We start from the raw sequence: 16,905 nt of genomic DNA on the forward strand, positions 1-16,905 counted from the left end.
GATAAATCCACTCACGCAGCAACCGCGAAAACCAGCCCGTCTGTTCCCGCTGTGCATTCCACTGGACCAGAACCAGCTGATCCCGTGTAACCAGCTTCGCAGAAGCGTACATGCCTTCATTGCCAAGCCGTTCGATTTTATTACGTGCATCGTAGCTATCGGCAAAAACGGTTGCCGCGGTGAGCGTGGTACTTAGCGTCGAGCCGATTAATTCGAGGTTTCGTTTCTCATAATTTTTAATAAAAAGCAGCGACGTCGATGAGAGCAACAGCCAGCACAACAGTAATATCACCGCCGAATTGATGGTGCTTATTTTGCGCAGTTTATTGCGGATGGATGATTTATCGTGCTTTAGTTTATCGAATTTCATTTCATTCACTTCCCTCGCGGGAGAGCAAAAGCACATCCGGATTCACTCTGACACCGCTTCTGGCAAGTGAATCGAGATTAACGGAAAAATGCGTATGGTCCGGTTGAAAAATCAGACAAAAAGCGGCGCCCAGCGTGCATTCCGCATTGTTCTCTGCAAGGGTAAGCACCGCTCTTCCCTTCAGCTTCTCAATAATGTCCACCTGCTGCTGCGGTGTCTGATCGCCGAAATAAATGGCATCGCATCGATGCATTGCAGAATCACCTGCACCCGCAAGATAGAGAACGGTGAATGTCGCGGCCGCAGCGGCGCTATTTTCCGGCAAAGAGAGATGGCGTGCTGAAGTAAAAACACATAATTCAGGCGGCCTGTTTAAATTTTGCCAGTGAGTGAAACTGATGATGCCGCTAACGATACGATTAGCTTTGTCATCTTTTGTCCCGGCCAGCGCAATAGGGGGATGAAGAAACAGCAGAACAAGTAGCGCCAGGGCGAGCTGGCAGATGCGGCGCAGCAGAAGCAGCACATCGACATTATGATGCAGGTGATATTTATGGGTCATACTGCGTTCCGGTAATACTACGCACGGCAGGAGAGCTGAATAAGCGCGCAAATATTAACATAGCGCTGGTTACGCTTGCACACAGAATTTTCTTAGCTATAGATCATTCTGCTTATACTTTCAGACAGGTTCATTCACGGAATATTCGTTGGTCGTAACAGCTTCTGATAGCGAACGCCGACGGAGAATTACCTTACTTCACCGGCTTTTTCTGGTGGGTGATAACGTCTCTCTTTTGGTAAAGCAATTCGCCAGGCTTTTCGTTTCAAGGCGCAGACTGGATAAAGACGCCTGTAATAACGTGATGCTGATAATGCATCGCCAGCGATATTCCGCAATTAACCTGTCCAACCAATACCCTCAAACATACCCCATCATTTTCAGAAGCGACTGCACCTGATTCATCGCTTCGCTACGATGTGACACGCCCAGTTTCTGATAGAGATTACGGATATGGGTTTTGATCGTGGTTGACGCTACCGCCAGCTCACCGGCAATTTGATCGTTGCTGTAGCCCGAATAGATTAACCCCAGCACCTGCCATTCGCGCTGCGTCAGCGGGCTGGTGCGAATCAGCTCCGGCACGTCAGGATGGTTAAGCAACCGGCTGACAAAGCCTTCATCGAAATGGGCGAACTTGTGACGGTGATATTTGTTGATCTCCAGCAGGATGCGGCGGGCGCGGTGGTTGTCCAGCTCATTCAGGGTATTAAGCTGTATCAGCTGCCGCAGTTGCTGCGCCATCATCTCGCCTTCAATGACAAAATGGCTGATAAAGCCCGTGCTGCGCGCCAGTTTCAGCGCCTCAATCAGCACGCGCTGCGCCTCCGCTTTGCGGTCAGTCTGCCAGTAGATCTGATTGAGCAGCAGCAGATTACGGTTTAAGTCGCTCATCAGGCGCAGGGCGCGGGCATTCTCATTCAGCTCCTCCAGCACCACTTCCGCCTGGCTGACATCACCCAGCAGAATCTGCGCGCGGGCGATGTTACGCCACTGTCCCTGCAGAAAATGGTTGTTGGCGAAGGCGGGTTTAGGTGTCTGCCGCATCCAGTCGCGGGCGTTCTGACTGTCGCCCGTCATCTGCCAGTAAATCACCCGGACTTTATCGGCATTGGCGATCCAGTCGCTGTGCCAGTTGCCGTTGTTCAGCAGGTTTTCCAGCCGGTTCAGATAGCTGCGGGCATTATCAATATTGCCGCGCGCCAGCGAGCACTGCACCAGCAATCCCAGACACTGAATCTGCTGCTGCGGCTGGTAACCATTCAGCACCTTGATGCCTTCGCGCGCCGCCTGTTCCGCCTCTTCCAGACGGCCCCAGGCCCACAGCAGCTGAGCGCGAATGCGCAGCAGAAACTCATGCAGCGGGAACTGTGCCAGATGCTGCTCTTCCACCAGCACAAAGGCGCGGCTCTGGATCTCCCAGGCGGCCTGCAAAAAGCCCTGCGCAAACAGGATTTCGCTCTGCTGAATCAGGCTCCAGAGCGCGTAGTGCCATATTTCATCGCGACGCGCCATCTGTTCGGTCTGCCGCATCAGCTTGAGTGAGTCGTCCAGTTCGCCTTTGCAGTGCATCACCTCGCCATGCACCGAAGTTGCCACAATGCGGCTGTAGTGACGGCTGGTGGGCAGAGTATCGAGCGCCACTTTCGCCAGCCGCTCCGCTTCATCGGTATTGCCATCGTTGATCGCCACCTGAGCGCGCAATGCATTAAATTCACCGCGCAGTGCCGCATCTATCTCGCAGTGGCTGGCCTGCTCAAAACGCGCCAGCAGGCTGTCGACTTCTGAAAAGCGATGCTGAGTCTGCATCAGCCACGCCTGCAATAGCACCAGCATCGGGTTGTCGAGCATCATCTCCCACGGCAGTGCTTTTAAAGAGTTCTCCAGCAGCGGCAGCTCGCTCTGATTAAACAGCGTCCAGGCGTGCTTCAGCAGCACGTCCCGCAGCATGGTAGCGTCGCCTGAGGCAAGCGCATGGTGAATCGCCTCGCCCGGAAATCCCTGCGCCATCCAGCTCTCGGCTGCGGCTCGATGCAGCGCAGGCAGCTCCGCCGCCAGTTCCCACTGACAGCGCTGACGCAGGAAGTTGCCGAACAGCGGATGGTAGCTGAACCAGCAGCCGGAATCGTCCATACGCTGCAGAAACAGTCCCTGTCGCTCAATCTCCTCCAGCCGCATCTGACCGTTCTCTTCACGGGTCACGCAGGCGATCAGTTCATCATTCATTGAGCGCAGCAGCGCGGTTTTCAGTAAAAAATGGCGGGTCGGCAGATCGACGTTATCCAGCACCTCTTCCACCAGATAGTCGGCGAGATGGCTGGCATTAATGCCCGAGAGACGTCGGGCGGAATGCTGAGCCGAACTGGCTCCCTGGCGTGCCGACAAGACAATCAGCTGCAGCGCCGTTGCCCAGCCTGCGACATCATCACAGAGGCGACTGCTCTCTTCGCTTTCAAGCGGGGCCGCCAGACGGCAGTCAAAAAACTGGCGCGCTTCCTGATGGGTGAACGCCAGCTGCTGGCTGCCCAGTTCGATCAATTGCTCACGCACCCGCAGGTTCGCGATACCGAGCTGCGGCAGGTTACGTGACATCAGAATCAGGGTCAGATTTTCAGGCTGATGACGCAGGAAAAAGCGCATCGCGTCGTGAATGACCGGGTTGGTGATCAGATGGTAGTCATCAACAATCAGCCAAAGCGGCTGCTGCCACTCCACCAGCTCGATAAAGAGCTGTGAAAACAGCGCATTGAGATTCACATATTGCCGCTTCTGCGCCAGCAGCTCACTGCGGGGACAGCCGCCGTGCGTCGCCTGTTGCAGTGCCGCGATCAGGTAATCGGCGAAGCGTTCCGGCTGATTATCGCCCTCATCCAGAGAAACCCAGCCCAGGTCGCTTTTCCCCGCCGCCCATTGCGATACCAGTGTGGTTTTACCGTAGCCCGCCGGACTGGTCACCAGCACCAGCCGATAGTTACCGGCAGCGGTGAGCTTTTGCAGCAATCTCTCGCGGATTACGGTGCCTTCAAGACGCACCGGGCGACTGAGTTTGGCGGGTATTAACATGGGCGCACGTTTCTCCATTTGTCGAGCGCATCATTATTTTACGCTTCGTAATTATTCCTTACACAGGTTCAGCATTTCGTCAGATGAATGCAAGCAAACCCATTAATTAAACTTTACAAAAGCGTGCGCAATCACACTCCTGCGACGATTTCGGATTAGCCTCATCCTCTCCACCCTCCCTATCCTCCTGCCCTAATTCTTTTCAGGAGGATGAGCAATGATTTCCGCCTGGGCAGACTGTCGGCACATTGATCCATTTTCTGTTTTTACAGGACATCAACCATGACACAGCCCGATTTCAACCCGACTCAGTTCAACGCTGCCCTGACCCGTCAGTGGCAGCGTTTTGGCCTGCGCAATGCGCAGGAGATGACCCACGCACAATGGTGGCAGGCACTCAGCGGTGCGCTGGCCGATATGCTGGCCGCACAACCCGCTCGCCCGGCCCCGACAGATCTCCGCCATGTTAACTACCTGTCGATGGAGTTTCTGATCGGTCGCCTGACCGGCAACAACCTGCTGAACCTGGGCTGGTATGACGCGGTTAACGACGCGCTGTCGGCCTGGAACATTTCACTGACCGACGTGCTGGAAAACGAAACGGATCCGGCGCTGGGCAACGGCGGACTCGGTCGTCTGGCCGCCTGCTTCCTGGATTCCATGGCGAATGTGGGGCAGCCTGCGACGGGCTATGGTCTGAACTATCAGTACGGACTGTTCCGCCAGCGCTTTGAACAGGGCGCACAGATTGAAGGCCCGGATGACTGGCAACGCGATTGCTACCCGTGGTTTAACCATAATGCTGCGCTCAACGTCAGCGTTGGACTGGGCGGTAAAGTGTTGACCGCTGCGGGGCAGCAGCAGTGGCAGCCGGCGTTTGAACTGGTTGGTGAAGCCTGGGATCTGCCGGTCGTTGGTTTTGAGAATGGCATCAGTCAGCCACTGCGTTTGTGGCAGGCGAAACATGCGCAGCCGTTTAATCTTAGTCGCTTCAATGACGGTGACTTTCTGCGCGCGGAGCAACAGGGCATTGATGCAGAAAAACTGACCAAAGTGCTCTATCCCAATGACAATCACCAGAACGGTAAAAAGCTGCGTCTGATGCAGCAATATTTCCAGTGCGCCTGCGCGCTGGCTGATATTCTGCGTCGTCATCATCGGGCCGGACGCAGCATCGAAACCCTGGCCGATTACGAAGTGATCCAGCTGAACGACACCCATCCGACGCTGGCAATCCCGGAACTGATGCGTCTGCTGCTGGATGAGCATCAGCTGAGCTGGGATCGCGCGTGGCAGATTACGCAACAGACCTTCGCCTATACCAACCATACCCTGATGCCGGAAGCACTGGAGTGCTGGGATGTCCGGCTGGTGCGCAGCCTGCTGCCGCGCCATATGATGATTATCAACACCCTGAACGCGCAGCTGAAAACAGCTGTCACGGCGCGCTGGCCGGATGATGAAGCAAAATGGGCGAAACTGGCGCTGGTGCATAATAACCAGTTGCGGATGGCTAACCTCTGCGTTACCAGCGGCTTTGCAGTTAACGGCGTGGCGGCGCTGCACTCGAAACTGGTGGTGCAGGATCTCTTCCCGGAATATCACCAGCTGTGGCCGGAGAAATTCCATAACGTGACCAACGGCATCACACCGCGCCGCTGGATCAATCAGTGCAACCCGGCGCTAAGTGCGCTGATCACCCGAACGCTCAACAAGCCGTGGCTGAACGATCTTGATGCCCTGCAGGGACTGGAAGCCTTTGCGGATGACGCCGCCTTCCGCGCGGAATATCGCGCCATCAAGCAGCAGAATAAGCAGGCGCTGGTCGGCTGGATCAAAAACCGTACCGATATCGAAATCGACCCCACTGCGCTGTTTGATGTGCAGATCAAACGCCTGCATGAGTACAAACGTCAGCATCTGAGCCTGCTGCACATCATTGCGCTGTGGCAGACGCTGGTCACCGATCCGCAGGCAAACCGTGCGCCGCGTGTGGTGCTGTTTGGTGCCAAAGCAGCGCCCGGTTATGCGCTGGCGAAAAACATTATCTACACCATCAATAAAGTGGCCGGGGTGATCAATCAGGACCCGCGCATCGGCAACCGCCTGAAAGTGGTGTTTATTCCCGATTACAACGTCTCCGTTGCCGAGCGACTGATTCCCGCCGCCGATCTCTCCGAACAGATTTCTACCGCCGGTAAAGAGGCCTCCGGCACCGGTAACATGAAGCTGGCGCTTAACGGAGCGCTGACCATCGGCACACTGGATGGGGCGAACGTTGAGATCGCTGAGCAGGTCGGCAGCGAGAACATTTTTATCTTCGGACATACCGTGGAACAGGTGAAGGCGTTAAAAGCCGATGGCTATGCCCCGGCGCAGTGGCGCAAAAAAGATCCGCAGCTCAATCGGGTTTTACAGGCGCTGGAAGATGGCACCTTCAGCCAGGGTGACCTCCACGCCTTTGACGCGATGCTGCACAGCCTCGGTCCGGAAGGCGGCGATCCTTATCTGGTGCTGGCTGACTTCCAGCCCTATCTGGACGCGCAGGCGCAGGTGGAACTGCTGTGGAGCGATCAGGAGGCCTGGACCCGTGCCACCATCCTCAATACCGCGCGCTGTGGCATGTTCAGCTCCGATCGTGCGATCCGCGATTACCAGCAGCGCTTCTGGCAAGCGAAACGCTAAGGAACGCGATGAAAGTTTTGGACGATTTTTCGCTGGCAGGCATCGCCGCAGAGTATATCAATGCGCACGGTAAGCCGCAGGCGATCCCGACCCTGACCCGCCAGCGTTTGCTGGCGGTGATGCAGCCTCCCCATCCGCTGAGCACGCCGCTGCCGCCAGGAGTCATTTTTCACAGCGGCGACCTGCTGAGTCTGTCGCCACAGCTGAGCGACGATGCCCACTGGCATCTTACCAGCGAGGCGGGTGAGATCAGCTCAGGTCGCTGCCAGCCCGCCCAGCCGCTGCATCTGCCGCCGCTGCCCGAAGGCTATCACCAGCTGACGCTGCAGCAGGGCGCACAGCAGTGGTCGTGCCGGGTGATTATTGCACCGGCCCGCTGTTATGAACCCCCTGCACTGCTGGCGGGTGAGTCGTTGTGGGGAGCCTGCGTGCAGCTCTATACCCTGCGCTCGGCGGAAAACTGGGGCATTGGCGACTTTGGCGATCTGCGCAGGATGCTGCCAGAGGTGTCCGCACGCGGCGGCGCATTTATCGGTCTTAATCCTGTCCATGCGCTCTTTCCTTCCTGCCCCGAGAGCGCAAGCCCTTACAGCCCGTCGTCCCGACGCTGGCTCAATGTACTCTACATCGATGTAGGCGCGGTCACTGACTTCCGGCAGAGCGCCACCGCGCAGGAATGGTGGCAGTTGCCGGAGACGCAGCAGGCGCTGGAGCAGGCTCGCGCGGCCGAATGGGTCGATTATGCGGCGGTAACCCGGCTGAAAATTCATGCACTGAGCCTGGCGTGGTCGCAGTTCACCCAGCGTGACGCCGCCGATTCAGAGGTACAGGCGTTTAATGTGTTTATCCGGGAGGGTGGCGAAAGCCTGCAGCATCAGGCGCTGTTTGATGCGCTGCACGCCGACCAGATGGCACAGGATAGCGGGCGCTGGGGCTGGCCAGTCTGGCCGGAGGCGTTGCAGAATCCCGGCACCCCGGCTGTGCAGGCATTTTTGAAACAACATCAGGATCAGGTGCGCTTCTGGCTCTGGCTGCAGTGGCTGGCCGCGAAGCAGTTTGCCGACTGCTGGGACATCTGCCAGCAGCAGCAGATGCCGATTGGCCTTTACCGCGATCTGGCGGTGGGTGTTGCGCAGGGTGGCGCAGAGACCTGGAGCGAGCGCGATCTCTACTGCATGGAGGCCAGCATCGGTGCGCCACCCGATATTCTCGGTCCGCGCGGCCAGGACTGGGGGTTGCCGCCCATGGATCCGCAGGTGATGCGGCAGCGCGCTTGGGAGCCGTGGATCGCCCTGCTGCGCGCCAGTATGCGCCACTGCGGCGCGCTGCGTATTGACCATGTGATGGCGCTGATGCGGCTGTGGTGGATTCCGGCCGGTGATAGCGCGATGCACGGTGCCTATGTGCACTATCCCATCGACGATCTGCTGGCGATTCTGGCGCTGGAAAGTCAGCGTCACCGCTGCATGGTAATTGGCGAAGATCTCGGCACCGTGCCGGAGGCGATTGTCGATAAGCTGAGGGACGGCGGGGTCTACTCCTATAAGGTGCTCTATTTTGAGCAGGAGTCAGCCCATGGTTTTCGTCCGCCCGCCGAATGGCCACGGCAGGCAATGGCGGTCGCGACCACTCACGATCTTCCGACGCTGCGTGGCTGGTGGCAGAGCGATGATTTGACCACCGGCGCACAACTCGGCCTCTATCCCGACAAGGTGATGCTGGCCGGGCTATATCAGGATCGGCTGCGGGCGAAGCAGGCACTGCTGCAGAGTCTGCATCGCGTTGGTGCCCTGCCGAAACGTGCCGGACGCGATGCACGTCGCACCGGCATGAGCAAGGCATTAAACCGGGCGATGCAGCACTATCTGGCTGACAGTCACAGCGCCCTGTTGGGACTGCAACCAGAGGACTGGCTGGATATGGCGGCGCCGGTCAATATACCGGGCACCCGCGATGAATATCCGAACTGGCGACGCAAACTGAGCGTACCGCTGGAAACGTTGTTCAGCGATCCTGCCACTGACACGCTGCTGCGTGATCTGACGGCACGACGTAAGCGGCTACTGCGCGACTGAAGGTTAACGCGCGACGCAGACTCTTAACTGACGCAGCCTGTTTTACATAATTTTCAGTTATTACAGCGTGCGGGCCGGCAACGGCTCGCACGCTGCTACTGTAATCAGCGCCTCTCAACAGTGATAAGATCACCCTGAGCACGAGCATCTGAAAAACACACCGGATGCTGTTCAGGATTTAATCAACTTAAGAATTTGTATTCGCCCATTCCTGAGATTGCTTTAACAGCAATGCCCAGTCGTCAGGTGGATAGCCGTTATGCAACATTCCTGAAAATACTTTATAGGCGTCACGCTTACTGCCATAAGCACGTTTGGTTTCAGCGTCATTCATCCATGCAAGGATGATGGTTTTATGTTGCTCACTGAATCTAAAGAACAAACGATACTGCATCAAAAACTTTGCACGGAACCAATGCTTATTTTGTTCTCCCAGCGTATCGCCCTGGCGAAACTTTGCCTGATGTGGATCGGTGCAAATCTCACTATTGATAACTTTAAACACAGCGGCTAAAAGCTTAGTCGTCGCTTTTCGCTGGTAACTTTCAGGATATTTAGCCCTGAGTAACTCCACTTCATTGGTCAGCGCAATCAGCTGCGATTCAAAACAGGGATGAACATAAACGTGCCATCCATTTATAACCGTGCTGTCTTCCATACTTAATTACTCATCGTCCATGAGTGGAGCATCCAAATCAACGTCCATACCTTCGGTCAACGATGTAATGCGAGTTAATAATCCTCGATCCAGCGTTTTAATATTTGCAGGCGTGTTGCGTATGTCAGCAGCAAGAAAACTCAGAAAGCTCGCCATCACTGGATCATCATCAGTCACCGTTTCCTGACGGGCAATAAGGACTTTGCCGCCCGGCAGAACAGCGTATTCGATATTCTCACCAGGTTGCAGATTCATCGCATCACGAACTGCGGCAGGGATAGTGGTCTGGCTGCGGGCTGTCAGTTTTGATGAAGCACGCAGAGAGATGTTTGCATGAGTCAGAGTTCCCATTGCGGATTCTCACTAGAAGAAACAAGGTAGCGCAACAGTAATGCAAGTGCATTGGCAATGCAAATGCATTGTTCGCGAATAAGAGCGAATGTTTTGTTACTAAGTCTTCATTAAAAGCTTCTGATTACGCTTTTCCGTATCGACTGAAAAATTGGCACCCTGTTTTATTTCCTGCCAGACATCAAACTCTTCGCGACTGATAAGCACAGCAGCAGAGCCGCCCCGGCGGGTGATAATCACAGGCTCACGCGCCATCACGATATCCATGATTTCAGCAAGATATTTTCGGGCCTGTGTTGTCGTGTAACTTCGCATTTAGCCTCCAGAAAAGTCATCCCTGAAACAGCTTAGTTAGCCTATATTCATCAAACGCTATTGCCCACAGCATGACTTACGCAATGCGTAAAACCACGCAAAAAAATCATTCAATCAGGATCTCTGCAACAAAAAAAAGGTGCGCCGCAGCGCACCAGATGGAACAACATCAGTATTGTCGGGGCAGCTTCACCCCTTGCCTTTAACACTACTGATAAAGGTTTGCCGCGCAGAAGTGGAACCCAGCCGCTCGGCTTCATCCAGCAGTTTCAGCGCCTTGTCGATATTGCCGCTGTTCACCGCCTCGGTGATCTTCTGATTAAAGTAACGCTCGGTGTCGCTCATGATCGGTTCCGCGCGGGCTTTGGGCGCGGGCGCTGCGGCGGGTGCCGGTGCTGCGCTGTACGCTGCCGCAGGTGCGGTATTGCCGACGGTCACCGCGCTCGGGCCGGATGAACCAAACAGCGGCCCGACCAGAATGGATGAGCCGGAGCTGGTCTGCATCTTCAGCTTGATCGTGCCTTCCCGGCTGTGGCGGGCGACGGGATCGGGGATATCCGGTACCGCATGACCGGTGCCCTGGGCGTAGGCCTTGGCCGGGTCAAGCAGCGTGGTGGTTTGCGTCAGATCGCTGTCGGTGGTGAACACCAGCAGGTAGATTTTTTGCTGACCCAGCGCCGGGGTTAGCTTCATCACCCCTTCCAGTCGATCTGCCGCCATCACGCCCGGCTTCTGATAGGTAAAGTAGCGGCTGGGGAACCAGGCCGCGGGACGCAGGTTTTCATCCAGCACCAGCACGTTCGGCGCGAAAACCTGACCGTTCGCCACTTCACTGCTCAGCGTCAGCGTCAGTTCGCCGATATTGGCGGGCAGACTGTAGGCCGCGACCGACCCGGCAATGTGTGGCGCGTTCAGCGTCTGGCCGCTGTTCGAAAGTGTCGTGGTCTGGGTCTGAGAGGCCGCCAGCGGTTGCCAGCTCAGACGTTGTAGCGATTCAGGTGCCACGACGGGTGCAGCGGAGAGATCCTGTGGCACCAGATTAACATCGGCCAGGGCAGGCAGAGTGTGCCCTGTCAGCAGCGCCGCACTCAGACAGAGTGCAGCCAGTTTTTTCATTTTCATTATGCGTACCTTATTACAGGTCGCGATGTGAACCAGGCAATGGCACACCACGACCAAATAGATCCCTCAGGCGCGACGCCGCGCCTGTCAGAAAAGGGTTACCACCAGATTTCCATCTGCGCGCCGAAGGTGACTTCGTCGTTGTTGCCACGGCTGTTAGTCAGGATGCCGTTGCCGCTGGTGTCCGCAGAGGCGAAGGTGGTGAGATCGCCTGAGTTATCTTTGTTGTAACCCCACTTTTCATCCCATTTGGCGTAGGTCGCGAACAGACGCAGTGCCGGACGAGACCAGATGCTGTCGCCCGCCTGCCACTGCTGCGCCAGCGTCACTTTGTACTGGCCGTTGCGCTCGTTAGCCTGCTGCGATTTGACGTTGTCGTAGCCCAGTTCCAGCAACGTGCTCATAATCGGCGTCCATTTGTACATCGGGCGCACACCCACGGTGTACCACTCGGTGCCGCGGTTGTTGTCCAGATCGATGTTCTGATACATGGCGACGTACATCAGGTCCCAGCGTTCCGCCAGCGAGATCGCGCCGTGATCGAGAATACGATACATGTCACCATTGTTATTCAGACTGGTACCCTGCGGCACGCCTTTGCCCTGCGAGGTCAGCGCATCAGTGGCGTACTGCAGCACGAACTTGTTGTAACCCTTCAGCATGCTCTGGGTATGTTCAGCCGTGAACATCCAGCCATCTTTCGACGCGCCATCCTCCAGACGGTAGTCGTCACGGGCATTGGCACGACCGTAATCGACACCCAGTTCCAGCACGCCATCCGTGTTAGTTTCCAGACCGGCCAGACGCACATCAAACACGTCGTTGGCAGTGCTGGTGGCGAAGTCACGGATACGATCGCTGGAGAAGGTATAAGAGCCGCCGGCTTCAGACGAACGGGTTGCCGCGAAAGAGAGCTTACCAAAGCCCAAATCGACATCTTCCAGACCCGCGCCCGGACCGGAGATATCCCAGTAGTAGAAGTCGATCATATGAACGTCGTGACGCTGATAGAACCGCTTACCGGCCCAGATGGTTGAACCTGGCAGCGCATCAATCAGGTTTTTACCTTTGACGTTGGCTTCGCGGAAAGCGGGGGATGTCGCTTCCCAGTCATTCTGCTGTGCCACGGAGTAAGCCACATTGGTGTCGAAATAGAAGCTTTTGTCGCCCTCTTTCCACACTTCCTGGCCTAATTTCAGTTCGGCGTAGGTTTCACACTCGTTACCCAGACGGTACTTACTTTGAGCGCCGGTCGCCTGAAAACATTGCTGCTCGCCACCGCTGCCGGTCCAGCCAATGCCGGAACGGGCGTAACCGGTAAAATCAACCGCCATCGTCGGGGCGGAGAGGGTGCCCACCGCGACGGCAACGGCAATGGGAAGTTTGCGCAGAGTTAACATTTTCTATCTCCTGAGGTCATTGCTTTTATTGTTTTTGGCAGGGCTATACACCCGGCTCCTGATACAGCCTGCGGCACGCGCTCCCGTCCTCGCGGAACAGGTGACAACGCTCGGGCGGCAGGCCAATACCGAGGATGGCGCCCTCTTTTACCAGCACGACGTCCTCCTGGCGGTAGACCAGGTTCTGACGGATAGCGGGAATCTCGATGTGAATCTGTGTTTCATGCCCCAGCTGTTCCACCACCTGCACTTCCCCTTCCAGGGTGACGTCGGCGATATCGCTGGAGAGCAGATGTTCCGGGCGAATACCCAGTGACATATTGCTGCCGACCTGGACGCCAGCACTGTCCACCGGCAGCCAGACCAGCTGCTGATTCGGCAGCCGCACCTGGACCTGATCAATGGCGGTGGCGGTCACTTTGACCGGCAGGAAATTCATTTTGGGTGAGCCAATAAACCCGGCGACAAAGCGGTTGGCGGGATAGTGATATAACTCAAGCGGCCTGCCGACCTGCGCAATGCGCCCGGCATCCAGCACCACGATCTTGTCTGCCAGCGTCATCGCTTCGATCTGATCGTGGGTGACGTAAATCATGGTGCGCTTCAGGCGCTTATGCAGACGGGAGATCTCAATGCGCATCTGGACGCGCAGCGCCGCGTCGAGGTTCGACAGCGGTTCATCCAGCAGAAAGACGCGCGGCTCCGCCACCAGCGTGCGGCCAATCGCCACGCGCTGACGCTGACCGCCAGAGAGGGCTTTAGGCCGGCGATCGAGCAGGTGCGCCAGTTGCAGAATCTCTGCCACCTGATTGACGCGCTGATGGATCTCCGCTTTTTTCACCCCGGCCAGCTTCAGGCCAAACGACATATTCTCCGCCACCGACAGGTGGGGATAGAGCGCATAAGACTGAAACACCATGCCGATGCCACGTTCGGCGGGCGGCACCTCATTCATGCGCCGGTCGCCGATCAACAGTTCGCCGCTGGTGATGGTTTCCAGTCCGGCAATCATGCGCAGCAGCGTCGATTTGCCACAGCCCGACGGGCCGACGAAAACAACAAATTCCCCTTCACGAATAGTGAGATCAATATCTTTCGACACCACCGTATCGCCCCAGGCTTTTGTGACATTGCGTAGCACAACGCTCGCCATGATCCCTTCCCTCTTAGCTGCACATTCGTGTCTGCCGGGCGGCAGACGGGTTCCGGGGCTCACTATGCGAGAGGAAACAGGGAGTAACATCCTCCGCCGCGACGCAATCTGATGGGGGAGGAGGCGGGAGGAGGAGAAATGCGGGCTGACTCGGCAGGCCGCGCGCTGCTGCGCTTTTTTGTGATCGCTGACGCAGACCTGCAGGATTTTTTACCGCTTCAGCACGCGCTTAAGGCGCTTTTTGCCTGTGCGATCACAGCGATTACGCCAGGGGCGTAGAGCGCAGGAGGATGAGATGCCGGTGTGGATCCGCACAATGATGCCGACAGAGCATTCACCACTTCCGCTAACAGGATGGATTTATGACGATGAAAACCGGAGCACGAATTCTGGCCCTTTCTGCCCTCTCTGCTGTGCTCTTTTCAGCAAGCGCGATGGCAAAAATCGAGGAAGGTAAACTGGTCATCTGGATCAACGGTGACAAGGGGTATAACGGCCTTGCCGAAGTGGGTAAGAAATTTGAGCAGGAGACCGGTATCAAAGTCACGGTCGAACATCCTGACAAAATGGAAGAGAAGTATCCGCAGGTCGCGGCGACCGGCGATGGCCCGGACATTATCTTCTGGGCGCATGACCGTTTTGGCGGCTACGCGCAGTCGGGCCTGCTGGCTGAGGTGACACCGGATGCCAGCTTCCGCGAAAAAATCTTCCCTTTCACCTGGGACGCGGTGCGCTTTGACGGCAAGCTGATCGGCTATCCGATTTCAGTGGAGTCGCTGTCACTGATCTACAACAAAAAGCTGCTGCCAACTCCGCCAAAAACCTGGGAAGAGATGGCCGCGCTCGACAAGCAACTGCGCGCCAAAGGCAAAAGTGCCATGATGTTTAACCTGCAGGAGCCTTACTTCACCTGGCCGTTGCTGGCCGCTGGCGGAGCTTACGCCTTTAAGCTGAGCGATGGGCACTATGATGTGAAGGATGTCGGCGTCGATAACGCCGGGGCGAAAGCGGGCATGCAGTTCCTGGTCGATCAGGTCAAAACCAAAACGCTGAATGCGGATACCGATTACTCCATTGCCGAAGCCGCCTTCAACAAAGGTGAGACTGCCATGACCATCAATGGTCCGTGGGCATGGGGCAATCTGGATAAGAGCGGCATCGACTATGGCGTCACAGAATTGCCTGCCTTGAAGGGAAAACCGTCTAAAGCCTTTGTCGGCGTGCTGAGCGCCGGGATCAATGCCGCCAGTCCAAACAAGGAACTGGCGAAGGAATTCCTGGAGAACTATCTGCTGACCGATTCCGGACTGGAAACGGTCAACAAAGACAAGCCGCTGGGTGCCGTGGCGCTGAAATCTTATCAGCAGACGCTGGAGAAAGATCCGCGTATCGCCGCCACCATGAGCAACGCTAAACAGGGCGACATCATGCCGAACATCCCGCAGATGGCGGCCTTCTGGTACGCGATGCGCACAGCGACCCTGAATGCGCTGGGCGGTCGTCAGAGCGTTGACGCCGCACTAAAAGATGCCCAGGCCCGTCTGAAGAAGTAATTCTCCCTTTTGCAGCCGGGGCAACCCGGCTTGAGTGATCGTTAAGGAAAACCGCATCATGTCAGGAAAACCGAAAACGCGCAGTCTGCTGCTGAAAAGCGTTCTCATCGCGCTCTGCTGTCTGCTGGTCGGCTATCTGCTGGTGCTGATGTACGCGCAGGGCGAATATCTTTTTGCGCTGCTGACGCTCATCCTCAGCGCGACCGGACTGTGGATTTTTGCCAACCGTCGCGCCTATGCGTGGCGCTATGTCTATCCTGGTGTCGCCGGAATGGCGCTGTTTGTGTTGTTCCCCCTCGCCTGCACTATCGCCATCGCTTTTACCAACTACAGCAGCAGTAACCAGCTTACCTTTGAGCGGGCGCAGCAGGTGCTGCTGGGCCGCACGTTCCAGTCGGGTGAGGCGGTGAATTTTTCACTCTTCCCGGCGGGTGATCGCTGGCAGCTGGTGCTGAACGATGGCAAAGATAATTTTGTCTCCCCTCCCTTTGCATTTGGCGCAGATCAGACGCTGAAAATGGCTCCCGCGGCACTCCCTGCAGCCGAACGTGCCACCTTCAGGGTGATCACCACCCACCGTCAGGCGCTGAGCCAGATCCGCGCCGAGCTGCCGGATGGCCGTCAGCTGCGGATGAGTTCGCTGCGTCAGTACTCTGGTACCCAGCCGCTTTATCGGGTTGGCGCGCAGGATGAGCTGATTAATCAGCAGAGCGGCACGCATTACCGCGCCAATCCGCAGACCGGTTTTTATCAGGCCATCAACGCAGACGATAACTGGGGCAACGAAACCCTGAGTCCCGGCTTTACCGTGAATACCGGCTGGAAAAACTTCGTACGGGTCTTTACCGATGAAGGGATTCAGAAGCCGTTCCTGGCGATATTTGGCTGGACGCTGCTCTTCTCGCTGATCACAGTGGTGCTGGCCGTGGCTGTGGGCATGGTGCTGGCCTGTCTGGTGCAGTGGGAAGCGCTGCGCGGCAAAGCGGTCTATCGGGTGATGCTGATTCTTCCCTATGCCGTGCCGGCCTTTATCTCGATCCTGATTTTCAAGGGGCTGTTTAACCAGAGCTTTGGCGAGATCAACGTGATGCTGAGCGCGCTGTTTGGTGTAAAACCCGCCTGGTTCAGCGATCCGACGCTGGCACGCACCATGCTGATTATCGTCAACACCTGGCTCGGCTATCCCTACATGATGATCCTCTGCATGGGGCTGCTGAAAGCCATTCCTGACGACCTCTATGAAGCCTCGGCGATGGACGGTGCCGGCCCGCTACAGAACTTCTTCCTGATTACGCTGCCGCTGCTGCTGAAACCGCTGATGCCGCTGATGATTGCCAGCTTTGCCTTTAACTTTAATAACTTTGTGCTGGTGCAGCTGCTGACCAACGGCGGGCCGGATCGCCTGGGCACTACCACACCAGCCGGTTATACCGACCTGCTGGTGAACTACACCTGGCGTATCGCCTTTGAAGGCGGTGGCGGGCAGGACTTTGGTCTGGCGGCCGCCATTGCCACGCTGATCTTCCTGCTGGTGGGTGCGCTGGCGGTGATTAACCTTAAAGCCTCGCGGATGAAATTCGATTAATAGCCTGATGGAC

Annotated in this window: 13 protein-coding genes; 4 read left to right on the forward strand and 9 right to left on the reverse strand. The window is 56.7% G+C overall.

Going from position 1 to position 16,905, the window contains the following annotated elements; all coding sequences use genetic code 11:
* From NIM72_RS00005 to malT, 3 genes are all read right to left on the reverse strand, one after another.
* Positions 1 to 370, reverse strand: a 370-nt coding sequence (locus NIM72_RS00005; RefSeq protein ID WP_305884799.1) for a CHASE sensor domain-containing protein, incomplete at its 3' end; no start/stop codon positions are given.
* 1 nt (position 371) lies between these two features.
* Entirely contained in the window at positions 372 to 932 is a 561-nt protein-coding gene (locus tag NIM72_RS00010) for a YfiR family protein (RefSeq protein WP_253417706.1), read from the reverse strand.
* A 360-nt stretch (positions 933 to 1,292) separates the two neighbouring features.
* A complete protein-coding gene (gene malT, locus NIM72_RS00015) occupies positions 1,293 to 3,995 on the reverse strand; it encodes an HTH-type transcriptional regulator MalT (protein ID WP_161736169.1) in 2,703 nt (900 codons plus the stop codon).
* A 282-nt stretch (positions 3,996 to 4,277) separates the two neighbouring features.
* Between malT and malP the strand changes: the two genes are divergently transcribed.
* On the forward strand, positions 4,278 to 6,680 hold the full coding sequence (gene malP, locus NIM72_RS00020) for a maltodextrin phosphorylase (RefSeq protein WP_253417708.1): 2,403 nt from the start codon (positions 4,278 to 4,280) through the stop codon (positions 6,678 to 6,680).
* Positions 6,681 to 6,688: 8 nt separating this feature from the next.
* Complete coding sequence (malQ, locus tag NIM72_RS00025) at positions 6,689 to 8,755, forward strand: 4-alpha-glucanotransferase (RefSeq protein ID WP_253417710.1); 2,067 nt, start codon at positions 6,689 to 6,691, stop codon at positions 8,753 to 8,755.
* Between the two features lie 187 nt (positions 8,756 to 8,942).
* Here malQ and NIM72_RS00030 read toward each other — a convergent pair whose 3' ends face one another.
* The 6 genes from NIM72_RS00030 to malK all read right to left on the reverse strand — a co-directional run bounded on the left by NIM72_RS00030 (position 8,943) and on the right by malK (position 13,754).
* Positions 8,943 to 9,413, reverse strand: a complete 471-nt coding sequence (locus NIM72_RS00030) for a type II toxin-antitoxin system YhaV family toxin (protein WP_161736172.1) — start codon at positions 9,411 to 9,413, stop codon at positions 8,943 to 8,945.
* A 6-nt stretch (positions 9,414 to 9,419) separates the two neighbouring features.
* The gene (locus NIM72_RS00035; RefSeq protein ID WP_161736173.1) at positions 9,420 to 9,764 is read right to left on the reverse strand and encodes a type II toxin-antitoxin system PrlF family antitoxin; all 345 of its coding nucleotides are present in this window, start codon (positions 9,762 to 9,764) and stop codon (positions 9,420 to 9,422) included.
* Between the two features lie 99 nt (positions 9,765 to 9,863).
* Positions 9,864 to 10,079 carry a type II toxin-antitoxin system Phd/YefM family antitoxin gene (locus tag NIM72_RS00040; protein WP_222925810.1) on the reverse strand — a complete coding sequence of 72 codons (216 nt, stop codon included), beginning with the start codon at positions 10,077 to 10,079 and terminating at the stop codon, positions 9,864 to 9,866.
* A gap of 189 nt (positions 10,080 to 10,268) precedes the next feature.
* Complete coding sequence (malM, locus tag NIM72_RS00045; RefSeq protein ID WP_222925811.1) at positions 10,269 to 11,201, reverse strand: maltose operon protein MalM; 933 nt, start codon at positions 11,199 to 11,201, stop codon at positions 10,269 to 10,271.
* 98 nt (positions 11,202 to 11,299) lie between these two features.
* Positions 11,300 to 12,601 (reverse strand): maltoporin, encoded by a 1,302-nt coding sequence (locus tag NIM72_RS00050; RefSeq protein WP_161735458.1) that lies wholly within the window; start codon positions 12,599 to 12,601, stop codon positions 11,300 to 11,302.
* Positions 12,602 to 12,644: 43 nt separating this feature from the next.
* Positions 12,645 to 13,754, reverse strand: a complete 1,110-nt coding sequence (gene malK, locus NIM72_RS00055; RefSeq protein WP_150015485.1) for a maltose/maltodextrin ABC transporter ATP-binding protein MalK — start codon at positions 13,752 to 13,754, stop codon at positions 12,645 to 12,647.
* Between the two features lie 362 nt (positions 13,755 to 14,116).
* Here malK and malE point away from each other — a divergent pair, with 362 nt between their 5' ends.
* Positions 14,117 to 15,307 carry a maltose/maltodextrin ABC transporter substrate-binding protein MalE gene (gene malE / locus NIM72_RS00060; RefSeq protein ID WP_253417718.1) on the forward strand — a complete coding sequence of 397 codons (1,191 nt, stop codon included), beginning with the start codon at positions 14,117 to 14,119 and terminating at the stop codon, positions 15,305 to 15,307.
* A gap of 58 nt (positions 15,308 to 15,365) precedes the next feature.
* Positions 15,366 to 16,892: a maltose ABC transporter permease MalF gene (gene malF, locus NIM72_RS00065; RefSeq protein ID WP_253417720.1), complete on the forward strand. Its 1,527-nt coding sequence runs from the start codon at positions 15,366 to 15,368 to the stop codon at positions 16,890 to 16,892.
* Positions 16,893 to 16,905: the final 13 nt, after the last annotated feature.

It is taken from the genome of Pantoea sp. B550 (assembly GCF_024158165.1).
Taxonomy (GTDB): Bacteria; Pseudomonadota; Gammaproteobacteria; order Enterobacterales; family Enterobacteriaceae; genus Pantoea; species Pantoea alfalfae.

What these genes read in the sequence shown, in the direction of transcription:
- NIM72_RS00050 (WP_161735458.1), bottom strand. Translation starts at nt 12,601, where the DNA reads ATGTTAACTCTGCGCAAACTTCCCATTGCCGTTGCCGTCGCGGTGGGC.
- malE (WP_253417718.1), top strand. Translation starts at nt 14,117, where the DNA reads ATGACGATGAAAACCGGAGCACGAATTCTGGCCCTTTCTGCCCTCTCT.
- malQ (WP_253417710.1), top strand. Translation starts at nt 6,689, where the DNA reads ATGAAAGTTTTGGACGATTTTTCGCTGGCAGGCATCGCCGCAGAGTAT.
- malK (WP_150015485.1), bottom strand. Translation starts at nt 13,754, where the DNA reads ATGGCGAGCGTTGTGCTACGCAATGTCACAAAAGCCTGGGGCGATACG.
- NIM72_RS00040 (WP_222925810.1), bottom strand. Translation starts at nt 10,079, where the DNA reads ATGCGAAGTTACACGACAACACAGGCCCGAAAATATCTTGCTGAAATC.
- malM (WP_222925811.1), bottom strand. Translation starts at nt 11,201, where the DNA reads ATGAAAATGAAAAAACTGGCTGCACTCTGTCTGAGTGCGGCGCTGCTG.
- NIM72_RS00035 (WP_161736173.1), bottom strand. Translation starts at nt 9,764, where the DNA reads ATGGGAACTCTGACTCATGCAAACATCTCTCTGCGTGCTTCATCAAAA.
- malF (WP_253417720.1), top strand. Translation starts at nt 15,366, where the DNA reads ATGTCAGGAAAACCGAAAACGCGCAGTCTGCTGCTGAAAAGCGTTCTC.
- NIM72_RS00010 (WP_253417706.1), bottom strand. Translation starts at nt 932, where the DNA reads ATGACCCATAAATATCACCTGCATCATAATGTCGATGTGCTGCTTCTG.
- malP (WP_253417708.1), top strand. Translation starts at nt 4,278, where the DNA reads ATGACACAGCCCGATTTCAACCCGACTCAGTTCAACGCTGCCCTGACC.
- NIM72_RS00030 (WP_161736172.1), bottom strand. Translation starts at nt 9,413, where the DNA reads ATGGAAGACAGCACGGTTATAAATGGATGGCACGTTTATGTTCATCCC.
- malT (WP_161736169.1), bottom strand. Translation starts at nt 3,995, where the DNA reads ATGTTAATACCCGCCAAACTCAGTCGCCCGGTGCGTCTTGAAGGCACC.